General features: G+C 69.3%; 13 protein-coding genes and 1 pseudogene. 9 read left to right on the top strand and 5 right to left on the bottom strand.

The features are described from left to right. Position 1: 1 nt before the first annotated feature. The 3 genes from AB0A95_RS13260 to AB0A95_RS13250 all read left to right on the top strand — a co-directional run bounded on the left by AB0A95_RS13260 (position 2) and on the right by AB0A95_RS13250 (position 3392). Positions 2–949 carry an alpha/beta hydrolase gene (locus AB0A95_RS13260; RefSeq protein WP_357555921.1) on the top strand — a complete coding sequence of 316 codons (948 nt, stop codon included), beginning with the start codon at positions 2–4 and terminating at the stop codon, positions 947–949. A gap of 455 nt (positions 950–1404) precedes the next feature. Beyond that, a complete protein-coding gene (locus AB0A95_RS13255) occupies positions 1405–2760 on the top strand; it encodes a sensor histidine kinase (RefSeq protein WP_357555920.1) in 1356 nt (451 codons plus the stop codon). Then, positions 2748–3392 carry a response regulator transcription factor gene (locus AB0A95_RS13250; RefSeq protein WP_357555919.1) on the top strand — a complete coding sequence of 215 codons (645 nt, stop codon included), beginning with the start codon at positions 2748–2750 and terminating at the stop codon, positions 3390–3392. Before AB0A95_RS13255 ends, AB0A95_RS13250 begins: the two co-directional genes overlap by 13 nt. A 201-nt stretch (positions 3393–3593) precedes the next feature. Here AB0A95_RS13250 and AB0A95_RS13245 read toward each other — a convergent pair whose 3' ends face one another. Together AB0A95_RS13245 and AB0A95_RS13240 are read right to left on the bottom strand one after the other, a co-directional pair. Continuing rightward, positions 3594–3776: a DUF4158 domain-containing protein gene (locus AB0A95_RS13245; protein ID WP_357556037.1), complete on the bottom strand. Its 183-nt coding sequence runs from the start codon at positions 3774–3776 to the stop codon at positions 3594–3596. Between the two features lie 90 nt (positions 3777–3866). Next, positions 3867–4349: a hypothetical protein gene (locus AB0A95_RS13240; RefSeq protein ID WP_357555918.1), complete on the bottom strand. Its 483-nt coding sequence runs from the start codon at positions 4347–4349 to the stop codon at positions 3867–3869. A 9-nt stretch (positions 4350–4358) separates the two neighbouring features. On the opposite strand from AB0A95_RS13240, the gene AB0A95_RS13235 reads away from it, so the two are divergent. The 3 genes from AB0A95_RS13235 (at position 4359) to AB0A95_RS13225 (ending at position 7397) form a co-directional block, all read left to right on the top strand. Further along, positions 4359–4778, top strand: a complete 420-nt coding sequence (locus AB0A95_RS13235; RefSeq protein WP_357555917.1) for a hypothetical protein — start codon at positions 4359–4361, stop codon at positions 4776–4778. A gap of 478 nt (positions 4779–5256) precedes the next feature. Then, a complete protein-coding gene (locus AB0A95_RS13230) occupies positions 5257–5949 on the top strand; it encodes a response regulator transcription factor (RefSeq protein WP_357555916.1) in 693 nt (230 codons plus the stop codon). Beyond that, complete coding sequence (locus tag AB0A95_RS13225) at positions 5946–7397, top strand: HAMP domain-containing sensor histidine kinase (RefSeq protein WP_357555915.1); 1452 nt, start codon at positions 5946–5948, stop codon at positions 7395–7397. The genes AB0A95_RS13230 and AB0A95_RS13225 overlap by 4 nt, the downstream gene beginning before the upstream one ends. 204 nt (positions 7398–7601) lie before the next feature. Here AB0A95_RS13225 and AB0A95_RS13220 read toward each other — a convergent pair whose 3' ends face one another. Further along, entirely contained in the window at positions 7602–9746 is a 2145-nt protein-coding gene (locus AB0A95_RS13220; protein ID WP_357555914.1) for an MMPL family transporter, read from the bottom strand. A gap of 298 nt (positions 9747–10044) precedes the next feature. Here AB0A95_RS13220 and AB0A95_RS13215 point away from each other — a divergent pair, with 298 nt between their 5' ends. Beyond that, positions 10045–10482 carry a hypothetical protein gene (locus AB0A95_RS13215; RefSeq protein ID WP_357555913.1) on the top strand — a complete coding sequence of 146 codons (438 nt, stop codon included), beginning with the start codon at positions 10045–10047 and terminating at the stop codon, positions 10480–10482. A 163-nt stretch (positions 10483–10645) separates the two neighbouring features. Here AB0A95_RS13215 and AB0A95_RS13210 read toward each other — a convergent pair whose 3' ends face one another. Beyond that, positions 10646–11224, bottom strand: a complete 579-nt coding sequence (locus AB0A95_RS13210; RefSeq protein WP_357556031.1) for a TetR/AcrR family transcriptional regulator — start codon at positions 11222–11224, stop codon at positions 10646–10648. 154 nt (positions 11225–11378) lie between these two features. Here AB0A95_RS13210 and AB0A95_RS13205 point away from each other — a divergent pair, with 154 nt between their 5' ends. After that, complete coding sequence (locus tag AB0A95_RS13205; protein WP_357555912.1) at positions 11379–12398, top strand: aldo/keto reductase; 1020 nt, start codon at positions 11379–11381, stop codon at positions 12396–12398. A 148-nt stretch (positions 12399–12546) separates the two neighbouring features. Here the strand turns inward: AB0A95_RS13205 and AB0A95_RS13200 are convergent, their stop codons facing one another. After that, positions 12547–13020 (bottom strand): TetR/AcrR family transcriptional regulator, encoded by a 474-nt coding sequence (locus tag AB0A95_RS13200; protein ID WP_357555911.1) that lies wholly within the window; start codon positions 13018–13020, stop codon positions 12547–12549. A gap of 248 nt (positions 13021–13268) precedes the next feature. Here AB0A95_RS13200 and AB0A95_RS13195 point away from each other — a divergent pair. Further along, positions 13269–13545 (top strand): annotated as a pseudogene (locus AB0A95_RS13195) (site-specific integrase); the annotation flags it as partial. Between the last annotated feature and the right edge of the window lie 365 nt (positions 13546–13910).

Here is a 13910-nt window from a genome sequence, read left to right as displayed (position 1 = left end):
CATGACCACGCAGAAGACCTCCCGATTCCATCGGGCCGCCCTGGCCCTCGTCCTTCCCGTCGCCGTGACAGCGGCAGTCACCGGGTGTGATGACTCGGCGGCGCCGAAGGCCGCGCCCGCGGCCAGTTCGGAAGCCGCGGTTCCCTCGACCTCGACAAGCGCGGCCGGCCCGGTAAGCGCGGCCCCCGCAGCGGGCTTGCACATGATCGCCAACAACGGGCATCAGCTTGCCTTCCACGTCACGCCCGGAGGTTCTCCCACCATCGTGCTGGACGCCGGCGGTGGCGAGGACTCCTCGTACTGGGATGCCCTGGTGCCGCAGCTGTCGCGGGCCACCGGATCGCAGATCATCACCTACGACCGGGCCGGTCTGGGCGCCAGCGAGGAGGTGAAGGGCCCGTGGGACCCCAAGGCCGCCGCCTCCGACCTGAAGGCCGGTCTGCGTGAACTCGGCGTCACCCAGAACGTGGTTCTCGCGGGCCACTCGCAGGCAGGAGAGGTGGCCCACTACTTCGTCCTCGCGAACCCCGGCGTTGTCTCCGGGGCGGTGCTCATCGATGCCAACGTGCCGCAGTTCTTCACCGACGCCCAGACCCAACGCCTCGTCGCGCTGACCACGCCGCAGATCGAAGAGCTCAAGAAGGCGCCGTCGACGAAGGCGAACCGCCAGCTCATCGCCACGGCCGACAACTTCGGTCCCACGCACCAGGCGTACCACAAGGTCTCCTGGCCCGACGGCGTTCCCGTCATCTATATCGTGTCGGACAAGACACCCTTCGATGGCTCTCCGCAGGACGCTCAGGCCTGGCGCGACGCGGCAGCGGCGTTCACCAAGGCGGGGCCCGGCCGCACACTCGTCATCGCCGAGGGAAGCTCGCACGACGTCCCCCAGGACAAGCCCGCTCTGGTGCTCAAGGAAATCGAACAGATGACCGCCACCGTCAAGTAACGGCACGGCCGACCGGACCGGCGAGACTGGTTGACCGGCGCTGCCCCGGCGTTCTCGGTCAACCAGTCCGCGCAGACGACCCCACCGCGTGCGGTCGGTAGAGCGAGCACGGAGTGTCCGGCCGATTGGGAATTCGTCGTGGCGCGGCTGCCGATGACCGGGGCAGCGCCGTAGGCGAGCGCGACAAGCCACACGGTCCGCATCCCGATGACGGCGAGGTGGTGGTCGAGATTCGGGGAGCGGGCCGGAACTGCTCACACGATGGGTAGCGTGTGTGCGGGTGTCGATCGATCGAGGGCGTGGATCGGCGATGCGAGCCTCCGTGGACCACGGACGGACACCATGGCCGCTGGTCCCACGCGACGTGGGGACACCGATCGTGGGGAATTGTGGATCGCCGGCCACCATGAATCACCAGCCCGGCGGTTCGGCACGATGCGCAATGATGGAGTGAGATGACCGATAACAGCGGACCCGCCCTGTCCGGCGGCTCCTCGCCCTCGCGGGAGGGCTCCGGGCCGGGTCGCGTCGCTCGCAGCGGTCCGACTCCGCGCTCCGCGCTGGCCCAGCGGATGAGCCTGCTGGGCTGGTCGCTGGTGCTGCTGCCGGGCGCGGTCCTAGGTGCCGTGCTGGCCACACTCTGGATCACCTCGATATCGGTCGCCGCGCTTGGCGTCGGAATCCCACTGACCCTGCTCGCGACCGTACTGGTGCGCTGGTTTGCCGACCTGCATCGCCAGTGGGCCGCCGACCGGCTCGGCGAACCGGTGCCCGCCCGGCCCTATCAGCCGAGGCCGGACGCCGGGTGGCCGGTGCGGCTCTGGACGATCCTGCGCGACCCGGCGACGTGGCGGGACTGGATCTGGTTGGTGGTCAACTCGATCACCATTTGGTTGAGTTGCGGACTGTCGCTGCTGTTCTTCCTCTTCGGAGTCCTATACCTGACCTATCCGCTCATCTATCAGCTGACGCCTTCTCAGGCATTCCGCACTCCGCTGGGGGAGGGCTTCCGGCTGCACAGCGTCGCGCAGTCGTTCGGGCTGGTGCCGCTCGGTCCGGTCTTCCTTCTGCTCTGGTACGTCACCGCGGTGCGCCTCGCGAACCTCAACGCTCGGGTGATCCGCGCTCTGCTCGGCCCCACCGAACAGGCGCGCCTGCGGGCCCGCGTCCAACAGTTGGCGACCTCGCGAGCTGAGACCGTCGACACCCAGGCCGGTGAACTACGCCGAATCGAACGCGACCTGCACGACGGCGCGCAGGCCCGGCTGGTGTCGCTGGGTATGAGCCTGGGCTTGGCCGAACAGTTACTGCCCAACGATCCGCAGGCCGTCCGGCAGTTGCTGGCCGAGGCCCGCGAGTCGACCTCCAGCGCCCTCACCGAGCTGCGCGACCTGGTACGAGGAATCCATCCGCCGGTACTGGCCGACCGTGGCCTGGACGGCGCACTCAAGGCCTTGGCCCTGGCCAATCCGATCCCGACCACTGTGGTGACCCGCCTACCCGGACGGCTGCCGGCCCCGATCGAGTCCGCTGCCTACTTCGCCGTCGCCGAGGCCTTGTCGAACGCCATCAAGCACGCCCAGGCCCAGCAGATCCGGATCACGGTGGAGTTCGCGCCCCGCCGGGGCGGCGCTGCCGGGGAACTGACGATGTTGGTGTCCGACGACGGCCGTGGCGGTGCTTCGATCGATTCCGGCACGGGCCTACGTGGCATCGTCCGTCGCCTGGCGGCCTTCGACGGCACGCTGACCGTTGACAGCCCGCCTGGCGGACCTACCGAGGTGAGGATGTCGCTGCCGTGCGTATCGTGATAGCCGAGGACCTCGCCCTGCTCCGCGAGGGCCTGATCAGGATCCTGCGGGCCAATTCATTCGAGGTCGTGGAAGCCGTTGACAACGGTCCCGCGCTGATCCGGTCGCTGACGACGCACCGCCCCGACGTCGCCATCGTCGACGTACGGTTGCCGCCGACCTTCACCGACGAGGGGCTGCGTGCCGCGATCGAGGCCCGCCGCCAGATTCCAGGGCTGCCCATCATGGTGCTGTCGCAGTATGTCGAGCAGATCTACGCCAGGGAGCTGATGTCAGATCGCGCGGGCGCGGTGGGCTACCTGTTGAAGGACCGGGTTACGGACGTCGCCCAATTCGTCGCCAGTGTCCGGCAGGTCGCTACCGGCAGCACCGTCATGGACCCCGACGTGGTGAGTGCGCTACTCACCCACCGCTCCGCCGACCCTAAGCTCCTGGAGCTGAGCCCACGCGAGCATGAGGTCCTCACCCTGATGGCCGAGGGCCGCTCGAACGCTGCGATCGCCGCCCGGATGTTCGTCACCGAGAAAACGGTCAGCAACCACAGCAACAACATCTTCACCAAGCTCGGTCTCAAACCCTCCGAGGACGACAACCGCCGCATCCTGGCGGTCCTCGCCTACCTCGAAGGCTGACTCCTTGGCCTCTGCTCCACCATCAGTACGACCGAGAAACTGCCGAGCAACCGGGCCCGGTGGGGCGACGACGAAGAACTGGGCACCCCGAATCTGATCACGGATGAGGAACGCCACAGGCGGCTTCATGTACGCCCAGCTCCGGGACAACCCGACGGAGAGCTTCTGAAGATCAAGAAGTGCCAGGACAACCTGCCCGAGTCAAGGAGTCCAACAGCACTGGAACGCCGCCGCGATCACGTTGCGGCCCGTCCGGAACTTGCGCAGGAACGCCTCGTCGGCATCCGTGAGCGGGAAATGCCTAATCAACTCCACCCGGCCGATCTCCGGGAACAACCGCAACCGTGCAATCTCGTCCTCGGAGAACACATCCCGAGTCACCACGAACCCACCATCCCACCACCGACCGTCACCGAACGGACGGCAGACTACGGGCCGATCAGACCAAGATTCAATGCCAGATTCTGAGCGTTTTTATTTCGCGGCCCAGACCGTCCGGGAGGGGTGCTTGTTGGTGAGCGCTGAGCGGGTCGCGTGCATCGATGCCAGTAGCTGCAGCAGGTCCGCGTCGGCGCTACCCGGTTCGGCGGTGAAGACGAGCATGAAGGAGCCGGGGTTTCCCGGTAGGGGGTAGGTGTCCCAGTCCAGGACGATGTCGCCTACTCCGGGAACCCGGAAGGTCTTGGTACCGCTGACCGACGCACGGACGTCGTGCTGCGCCCACAGCCGCCGAAACTGGGCGCTGCGGATGCTCAGCTCACCAACGATCGCGGTGGCGCGTGGGTGCGTGGGGTCGGTGGCGACGGCGGTGCGCATCATGCCGATGTAGTCCAGGGCCTGCCGCTCCCAGTCCGGGCAGCTACGCTCGCCGGTCAGCGTGTCGTCGAACAGCAATAGGAGCATGTTGAGCCGGTCGGCAGGGTAGGCGTCCGGGTCGCCGAGCAGCGCCTGCGCCATCGGGTTCCAGTGGACTATCGGGCAGCCACCGCCTACGGCCGGTCCAAGCTCGCCACCACGATCTTCGGCATCGAACTGGACCGCCGCCTGCGGGCCGCCGGAACGCCGATCGTCAGCGCCCTGGCCCATCCCGGCCTCACCCGCACCAACCTGACTCCGCGTGCCTGGGAACACCGTGGCCGATTCGGGCGACTGATCGCGTCGGCCGGCCTGCTGGCAACCCAGCCGGTGGCGCAGGGCGCGCTGCCGCAATTGCACGCGGCGACCGAGCCCGGTGTGCGGGGTGGACAGTTCTTCGGCCCGTCCGGACTCTGGGAGACGCGAGGCAAAGTCACCGAGGCCCGGCTCAGCCAGGAGGCCGCCGACCCGGCCGTCGGCACGCGACTGTGGGCGGCAGCCGCGGACCTGACCGGCGTCAACTACCTCTGACCCACGACGGTCACCGGCTGGCCGGCAGCAATCCGCAGCGTCGCGATCAGCCGCCGCACCTGCCTTCGCGCGGCTGCCAGCCACGATCGCGCGTCGCCATCGGCATGAGCGGAAGCCGCCCTACCGCCTCCGCGGGGACGCCAACGCTGACGCCTTCGGGTCCGTCGAAGAGGCTTCCCAGCAAGAAGTCCTGGTCAGAGGGTTGCTGGTGAGGCAGCTACTCACCATCCTCTCCGACATCCAGAAGTAGGTTGCGAGCCCAGAATGCCGAAATACGCCGCCGCTCGGATCGCGGCATGACAGTGCGCGGATTCCGCCGCCGGCCTGCGGGCCTGGTAGTACGCCTGGCGCGCCGGCACTCCGTGCTCGCAAATATCAGTGCCGGCGGGCACCACAGCGGCGACTGTTCTAATCCTGGCTTCAGGTTGATCGGGGAGGATGAGCGGCAAAGCATCGACTGCAAGGGGGGCGGGCCGGCGTGCGGATCCTGATCGCGGATGATGACGGGGCCATCCGTGAGTCGCTGGAGCGGGTGCTCCAGGTCGAGGGTTACGACACCAGCACCGCCGCCAACGGTCTCGCGGTGCTCGACGGCGTCGGTGGGGCGGGCGGTGACACACTCGATCTGCTGATCCTCGACGTGATGATGCCTCGCCTCGGTGGATTGGAGACCTGCCGGCGGTTGCGGGCGGCGGGTCGGGACCTGCCGGTGCTGATGCTGACCGCCCGGGATCAGGTCTCCGACCGGGTCGCGGGGCTCGACGCGGGCGCTGACGACTACCTGCCCAAGCCGTTCGCCACCGAGGAGTTGCTGGCCCGGGTGCGGGCCCTGCTGCGCCGGCGCACGCCGACCGACGGGGAGTCGCAGATCCTGTCGTTCGCCGACGTCCGGGTCGATCCCGACAGGTTCGAGGCGTGGCGGGGCCGGCGACCGTTGCGCTTGACCCGGACCGAGTTCTCCCTCCTGGAGGTCCTCGTGCGCAACGCGACCCGGGTCTTGACCCGCGACGCGCTGTTCGAGGCGATCTGGGGGTTCGACATGAGCGCCACCGCCAACAACCTCCAGGTGTACGTGAGCTACCTGCGCCGCAAGATGGAGGCCGAGGGTGAGCCGCGATTGATCTACACGCTGCGCGGCCTGGGATACACGTTGCGGGAGACTCCTCCGTGAGCAGGCCCGCCGGCCGGGAACCGCGCCGGCTGACCCGATGGTGGCGCCGGCGGTCCCTCCGGACCAGGCTGACGGTGATCGCGGCGACGGCCATCGCGGTCAGCGTGTTCGTGGCCTTCCAGGTGGCCAGCGAGCTGATGGACTGGGAGTTGCAGGGCACCGCCGAGGATCAACTGCGCGCCGACTCCCGCGTCCTGGCGACGGACGCGGAGCACGCCGGTGTGGCGCAGGTCCAGCTACCGCCGTATCCCGGGTCCGGTCGGCTGGTACGGGTCATCCTGCCCGACGGCTCAACCCGGACGCCGGTCGGCCAACCCGCGCTGCCTCCGGTCAGCGGGCGCGCAGGGCGCGTGGCGCAGGGCGCGTCGGCCGACCTGATGGAGTCGAACGACAGCGACGAGGACGGCTACCGCATTTACACGCTGCGGGCGGGCGACGGCGCGGTCCAGGTGGCCCGCGTCGCCGACGACAGCCCGATCAACCGGTTCGGGTTCGGTATGTTGCTGATCGGGCTGCTCTGCGTGGTTGGCGGCGCCCTTGTCGGGCGGACCGTGGCGCGGGCCGGACTGGCACCGATCGACCGGCTGACTGCCGCGGCGGTACGTGTCGCGCACACCCGGGTTCTCGACGCCGACATCCCGGATGAGGGCGGCGGGGAGATCCGGAGGCTGATCCAGTCGATCAACGAGATGCTCGCCGCGCTCCGGGACTCCCGGCGGGCCCAGCGGCTGCTCGCCGAGGACGCCGCCCACGAGCTCAAGACCCCGCTCACCAGCCTGCGCCTCAACGTCGAGCTGCTGATCCGGCTCGATCGGCGCGGCACCCTGGACAGCGCACTGTCGGCCGAGAGCCGGACCCGGTTGCTCAACGATCTCGGCGCCCAGGTGGCCGAGTTGAGCACCCTTGCCGCCGAGCTGACCGAGGTGGCGCGCGGTGACGTCAGCGACGAGAGCACCGAACTGCTCGACCTCGCCGACGTGGTGGTGGCCGCCGCGACCCGGGCGCGTTCCCGCGTGCCTGACGTCGAGGTCGCGCTCGACGTGACCCCCGTGTGGGTGAGCGGGCGTCCCGCTGCGCTCCAGCGGGCGGTGCTCAACCTCATCGACAACGCCGGCAAGTGGTCCCCCGCGGACCAGCCGGTCCAGGTCCGGCTGCGTGCCGAGGGCGCGTCGGCGGTGCTCGAGGTCGACGACGCCGGGCCGGGCATCGACGCAGTCGACGTACCGCGGGTGTTCGACCGGTTCTACCGTGCCGACAGCGCCCGGAGGTTGCCGGGATCCGGTCTGGGGCTGTCGATCGTGCAGCGGGTCGTTGACGCCCACGGCGGCCGGGCCGCTGTCGCCCGTTCCACACGCGGTGGCGCGCTGCTTCGGGTCGACCTTCCGACCGCGGCCCCGCCCGCCCCGATCGCGCGCCGCACCGCCGGGGAGGACACCGCGGCGCGCTGACCCCGTCCCGGCGGTGCGACGCAGGACAAGAGACGGCCGCCTGCGGGCATGACCCCGCGCCGTTCACCTTCGGGGCCGGACACCGCGGTGCGCCGACCCCAGGCCCGGGGCGTCGCGCAGGACCGGAGGGCGGCGCCGTCGGGCCCACGAAAGGACACGGGACGGGCTGGATGCCCGTCCCGGATCTCGCCCGTGCCGCCGCGCTCACCGTTGCAACGCGGGCTCCTCCTCCTCGGCGAGCGTGTGCCGACCGATCGGCGGCCCTGCCGCTGGACGGGACAGCCGGCTCGGCCACCAGATCCGCCGGCCGATCAGCAGGGTGAGTGCGGGCACCAGGACCGACCGCACCAGCAGGGCGTCGAGCAGCACGCCGAAGGCGACCAGGAACCCGACCTCGACCAGCATCACCAGCGGAAGTGTGGCGAGGACCGCGAACGTGGCCGCCAGGACCAGGCCTGCCGAGGTGATGACGCCACCGGTGGCGGAGAGGGCTTTGAGCATGCCCTCTCGGGTGCCGAGACGCACCGTTTCCTCCCGGGCCCGGCTGGCCAGGAAGATGTTGTAGTCGACGCCGAGCGCCACCAGGAACAGGAACGCCAGCAGCGGCACCGAATAGTCGATACCTTTGAACCCGAGGATCGTGTCGAAGACGAACACGCTGCCGCCGAAGGCTGCGGCGAATGAGACGATCACGGTGGCCATCAGGACCAGCGGGGCCACGATCGCGCGCAGCAGCAGCCCGAGGACGATCAGGACGACGGCGAGCACCAGCGGGATCACCCGCTTCTCGTCGCGGCTGGTGGTCACCTCGGTGTCGAGGTTCTCCGCACTCGGCCCGCCGACGATCGCCTCCGCCCCGCTCACCGCGTGCACAGCGGTGCGCACCCGCTTGATCGTGTCGTACTCCTCGGCGGTGTCCGGCGCGTCGGTTGGGAACACGGAGATGTCGGCCCAGCCTCCGACGGTCTGGCCCGGGACGGCCTCTGCCACGCCGGGAGTGCGCTTGACGATGTCGAGCACCCGCTCCTGGTACGCCGGCCGCGTATAGATCGTCATCGGCTGGCCGCCGAGCTCCGGGAAGTGCTGGCGGAGAACGGTGAAGCCGGTGACGGACTCCGGCGCGGACAGGAACTGGTCCTGCTCCCGCAGGGCGCCGGTGTTGCCCGCCAGCCCGATGGCGAGCACGCCGAGGACTCCGAGCGAGCCGAGCGTCGCGACCCACCGTCGGCGGCTGATGGCGGTGCCGAGCCGTCCCCACAGCCCCGGCTTCTCTTCCACGGCCGTGCTGAACCGCGGGATGGCCGGCCAGAAGATTCGCCGGCCGAGCACCACGAGCACCGCCGGGAACAGCGTCAGCATGGCCACCAGCGCGCACAGGATGCCGGCCGCGCCGATCGGGCCCAACCCGCTGGTGCTGTTCAGGTCCGCGACGAGCAGGCAGAGCAGGCCGGCGACCACGGTGGCCGCGGACGCGACGATGGCCGGCGCCGCGCCGCGTAGCGCGTGGACCATCGCAACCCTGACGTTCTCGTGGTGGTGCAGTGCCTCCCGATATCGAGCGATGAGCAACAGCGCGTAGTCCGTGCCGACGCCGAATACCAGGATCGTCAGCAGCGCCGAGTTCTGGTCGTTGACCACTATGCCGAAGCCCTTGACGAGCAGGTAGACGGTCGCCATCGCGGTCAGTGCGGCCGCGCCCACGGCCACGAGTGGGATGAACCACAACACCGGGCTTCGGTAGGTGAGGATGAGCAGGAGCGTGACGACGACGACGGTGGTGAGGAAGACCTGCAGGTCGATGCCGTCGAAGACAGCGTCCATGTCGCCGTCGATCGCGGCCGGGCCGGTCACGTCGAGTTCCAGGCCGGTGGGGCGGTCCTTCGCGGCGTCACGCAACGGGCCGACGATGGTCTCCGGTGCGCCGTAGGTCGTGCTCACGTCGAGGGTGAACATCATCGCCCTGCCGTCGGTGGAGAGTCTCGTCGCCGGGCCCTCGTCGTCCTCGCCGGCCGCCACCTTCGGCGGGTACCGTTCGGCAAGGGTGCTGTGGTGGCGCTCGACCGTCGCGCGGTCGGCGTCGGTCATGCCGCCGGCGCGGTGGTACACGAAGACGAACGTGTTGTCCTCGCCGCCGGGGAGACTGTCCTCCAGCACGGCCACCTTGGTGGACTCGGCACTGGCCGGCAGGGTGTCCACGGCGGCGTCGGTGGTGACCGAGCTCAACTTTCCGCTCAACGGCACCATGACCGCCGCCAGCGCCACCCACAAGCCGATCACCAGCCACGGCACCCACCGGCCGGCCAACCGACCGGGCGGCCCTTCCCTGGGCGGCGTTGCGTTGACTGACATCAATAGCCTCCTGACGGGTTGCATCGCTTGTCTGAGGCCAACTTCGTACCGAGCGAATCTGAGACGACCGTTAATCCGGTGATCAGACCGGTTGGCCAGGCCCAGGCGACACAGCCGTCGGAGCGGATGAGCAACGCGGCCCGGCTCTCGTGCGGGCGTCGAACGGCGCTCCGGGAGTGGTACCGCCGTACCACCTCCCTCCCGACGATCACGTGGTCGCTCGACGCGCCGACCGACCTGCCCTGCGCCGCCGCCGAGTCGGGTCCGCTCTGTGACCGGGCGGCCTCGATCGCGGGACGTGACGAAGCGGTTCGGACCGGATCTCGGCGAGTCGGCGGACCGTCAGGTGGAGGAATGCAACCCGGGCGGCGTGCCGAAGCCCGGCAACACCCAGACCTGCGACCAGAAGGTGCCGGCGCCGATGACGCTGTTCGCCGGTTTCGGCCACATGCGCCTGCTCGGGCGGGCCATCAAGGTCGAACTCAACCCCGGCACGCCGAATGCCAAGGTCGTGCTCGACGTGCCGCAGTTCGACTTCGACAACCAGCGGCTGATGACGTTGCCGTCGCCGGTGGAAATCGGTCCGCGCGACGCGAGGCCGCGCAGACAGCTGCCGCAGCTGACGAAGCTGCCGCCCCGCTACGTGGTGTGGGGCGACGGCGCCAGCGACGAGATGTGCACGGGCATCATGACGGTCTCCCCCCGCAAGTCCGGAGGAAGCGTCGAACGTGTGTGAGCCCGCCGAGGTCGACGAGCCGAGAGATGGCGCTGAGCCCACACCCTTCCGCACTGAACGGGCGGTGACGTGGAGGCTGCAAGCGGACCCGGCATTCGCTCGCCCACAAGGCGAGGATCCACGACGACCACCGGACACCCGGTGAACGTTCGTGGACACCGCACTAGCGGACGCGGAGCCCGGCCACGAGGAGGTCGACCAGGCGGCGTGCGTCGTAACGAGGATCGTTGCCCGCGCCGATGCAGAGATTGCCGACGCCGCGCAGCAGCCCGTAGGCGGCCATGTCGGGGCGGATCTCACCGGCGGCGACGGCGGCGTCGAGGAGCTGGTCGCAGACCGGGACGAGCCGATCGAGGAAGTAGGCGTGCAGGGTCTGGAAGGCGGCGTCGTCGGACTGTAGTGCCGCGGCGAGACCGTGCTTGGTGACCAGGAAGTCGACGAACAGGTCAATCCACCGCGCCAGGGCGGCGTGCGGTGTGTCGCTGTCGGCCAGTAGGGCGGGTCCCGCGTCGGCGCAGGCCTCGATCTGGTGCCGGTAGACGGCGACGATGAGGTCGGCCCGGCTGGGGAAGTGGCGGTAGATCGTGCCCACGCCGACCCCTGCTCGGACGGCGATGTCCCGCACGGGGACGTCGACGCCGGAGGTGACAAACGCCGCGGTGGCAGCGTCGAGCAGTGCCCTCTCGTTGCGCCGGGCGTCGGCTCGCTTGCGCGGGGCCGGCTGCGCCGAGCCGTTGTCGATGTCGGCCACGTCGCGTTACCTCCGTCACGTCACTTGGAAACCGGAACACCGTTCCGTATATTGGGTAATCGGAACGCTGTTCCGCATGTCCAGCATACCGACCGGGCGGGCTGCCACCAAGCCGTGGACCGCCGGACGTGAAGGAGAAACAGTCATGCAGTACCGCACCTTGGGTCGCACAGGCGTGCAGGTCAGCACCCTCGTACTCGGCGCGATGAACTTCGGCAAGATCGGCAACACCACCCAGGAGGACGCCACCGCCATCGTCGACGCAGCGCTCGACGCGGGGATCAATCTCATCGACACCGCCGACGCCTACAGCGGCGGCCAGTCCGAGGAGATGGTCGGCAAGGCCATCGCCGGCCGCCGCGACGAGGTCATTCTGGCCACCAAGGCGACACTGCCGATGGGCGACGACCGCAACCAGCGGGGCGGCTCGCGCCGCTGGCTGGTCACCGCGCTGGAGAACAGCCTGCGCCGCCTCGGCGTCGACCACGTCGACCTCTACCAGATGCACCGGTGGGATCCGACGACCAGCGACGACGAGACGCTGTCGGCGCTGACGGACCTACAGCGCGCGGGCAAGATCCGCTACTTCGGGTCCTCGACCTTTCCCGCCTACCGCATCGTGCAGGCGCAGTGGGCCGCCCGCGAGGGACGGCTGAGCCGTTACGTGACCGAGCAGCCGAACTACTCGATCCTGCAGCGCGGCATCGAAACCCACGTGCTGCCCACGACCCAGGAGTACGGCATGGGCGTGCTCGCCTGGAGCCCACTGGCATCGGGCTGGCTCTCCGGCGCGATCCGTGCCGGCCAGGACATCAGCACGAACCGCTCGGGCTTCATGCAGCAGCGCTACGACGTCAGCATCCCCGCCAACCGGGCCAAGCTCGACGCCGTCGAGCAACTCGCCACAGTCGCCGACGAGGCCGGCCTCAGCATCATCCAACTCGCGCTCGGCTTCGTCACCGCGCACCCGGGCGTGACCAGCGCGATCATCGGCCCCCGCACGACGGACCACCTCCGCTCGCAGCTCGCCGCCGCGGACACGGTCCTCCCTGCCGACGTGCTGGACGCCATCGACGCGATCGTGGCCCCCGGCGTCGACCTCGCCGCCCACGAGAAGAACGACACCCCGCCCGCTCTGCTCGAGCCGGCGCTGCGCCGCCGCTGACCGCTCGGCACGTCAATGACCAGACGGCAGGCGGACGTGTGCCCGCGCGTCCGCCTGCCGCTGACGCGCCGCACAGCCAGACCTTCCAGGCTCGGCGCCGAAAGGACGAACGGACCCATGCCAAGCAAGCCCTCGCCCAGCTTCGGGCTCATGACCGCCCCGATGCACGTCGACTACCACGACACCCAGCATCCGGACCGCATGCGTCGCGTCCGGCTCGTCCAACTCGCAGCCCCGCAGAATCGCCCGGGCCATCTGGGCGTGCCGGACGCCCAGCGCTGGCGGCCGCCGTTTCCTGAGCGAGCCGGAGCCGGGCGGCCGCATACCGGCCCGGGTGCTCCCTGGCGTACTCGCGGTAGGCGTCAGCGAACGCGGCCAGGGCGTCCCGGCCGGCACGACCAGCGACGGCGTCGGCGACGCGATCGGCGAGTTCCTCCAGCGCGAACAGCGCGATGCGAATCCTGAGGTCCTGCGAGTTCTTCAGGTGCGAGTACAAGCTCGGGACCTTGACGTCGAACCGCCGGGCGAGCGCCGAGATGGTGACCTCGTCGAAGCCGACCTCATGGGCCAGCTCCGCCCCCGCTCGGGTCAGACGCTCCGGCGTCAGCCCTACTCTCTCCATCACCGTCCTCCCAACTGCCTACGCCTATTAGGCTCCTGCCTAATAGTTATAGGCAAACTGGCCCGCAGCTCGGGAGCAACGGACCGAACGAGAGTTCTCGAAGGCGTGCGCCTGGCGCCGTGTCGACTGCGAACCGAACGCCCTGCGCCACCTCATCAGGCAGAGGCGCATCCCGAGAAGTAGCGGAGCGGGAGGCGCGGTGGCATATCCAGAGGTGGCGTCGGTGAGCAGTGGCGGGCGTTCGTTCCGGCGACGCCTGGCACAACACCGGCATGATCTTCACGACCCGCTGCGGACCACCCATCGAACCACGCAACCTCAACCGCTCCTACGACAGCCGCAAATCCCGCGCCGGCCCGACGCACCCGCGGTTCGCTCCTGGTCGACCTGGACGTGCGCCCCCGGGTCGCGATGGCGATCCTGCGGCACGCGGACTTCTCGATCACGATGGAGATCTACAGTCAGGTCTCGTCGAGGACGACCCGCGAAGCCCTGCGGAGGCTCGGCGAAAGCCTCGATCAATGAGCCGTTGTTGTACTTCGCTGCGGTACAGGATCAGAAATGGCCACCCGGAAAATCCGAATGGCCTCTGACCTGCGTCGGGACGGCCGGATTCGAACCGACGACCCCTTGACCCCCAGGACGCTTCGTCACACGTCCACGCACGTCACACACGCTAGCCCCAAGATCAGGTCGTGCGGTCAACGTCGTGCCGCGCACCATCGCGCAGGCCGCGTGGCCCCACTTGGTCCATCGGACGCTGACACGGGTGGGGGCCGCAGCGCACGGTTTAGATGTGCTGTCCAGGGACGTTGGTCAACCTGGTGATCGGTGGTAGGCCGCCAGTGGCGGTGTGGGGTCGGTGGTGATTGTAGTGATGTAGGAAGGCC

The organism is Micromonospora sp. NPDC049230, assembly GCF_040647875.1.
Taxonomy (GTDB): Bacteria; Actinomycetota; Actinomycetes; order Mycobacteriales; family Micromonosporaceae; genus Micromonospora.
The sequence above is the reverse complement of the archived record's forward strand: the minus strand, read 5'-3'. Positions and strand labels throughout refer to the sequence as shown.

Bases quoted from the DNA above. Each gene is read 5' to 3' on its own strand.
- AB0A95_RS13205 (WP_357555912.1), top strand. From the start codon at position 11,379: ATGCAGTACCGCACCTTGGGTCGCACAGGCGTGCAGGTCAGCACCCTC.
- AB0A95_RS13220 (WP_357555914.1), bottom strand. From the start codon at position 9,746: ATGTCAGTCAACGCAACGCCGCCCAGGGAAGGGCCGCCCGGTCGGTTG.
- AB0A95_RS13255 (WP_357555920.1), top strand. From the start codon at position 1,405: ATGACCGATAACAGCGGACCCGCCCTGTCCGGCGGCTCCTCGCCCTCG.
- AB0A95_RS13260 (WP_357555921.1), top strand. From the start codon at position 2: ATGACCACGCAGAAGACCTCCCGATTCCATCGGGCCGCCCTGGCCCTC.
- AB0A95_RS13200 (WP_357555911.1), bottom strand. From the start codon at position 13,020: ATGGAGAGAGTAGGGCTGACGCCGGAGCGTCTGACCCGAGCGGGGGCG.
- AB0A95_RS13240 (WP_357555918.1), bottom strand. From the start codon at position 4,349: ATGGCGCAGGCGCTGCTCGGCGACCCGGACGCCTACCCTGCCGACCGG.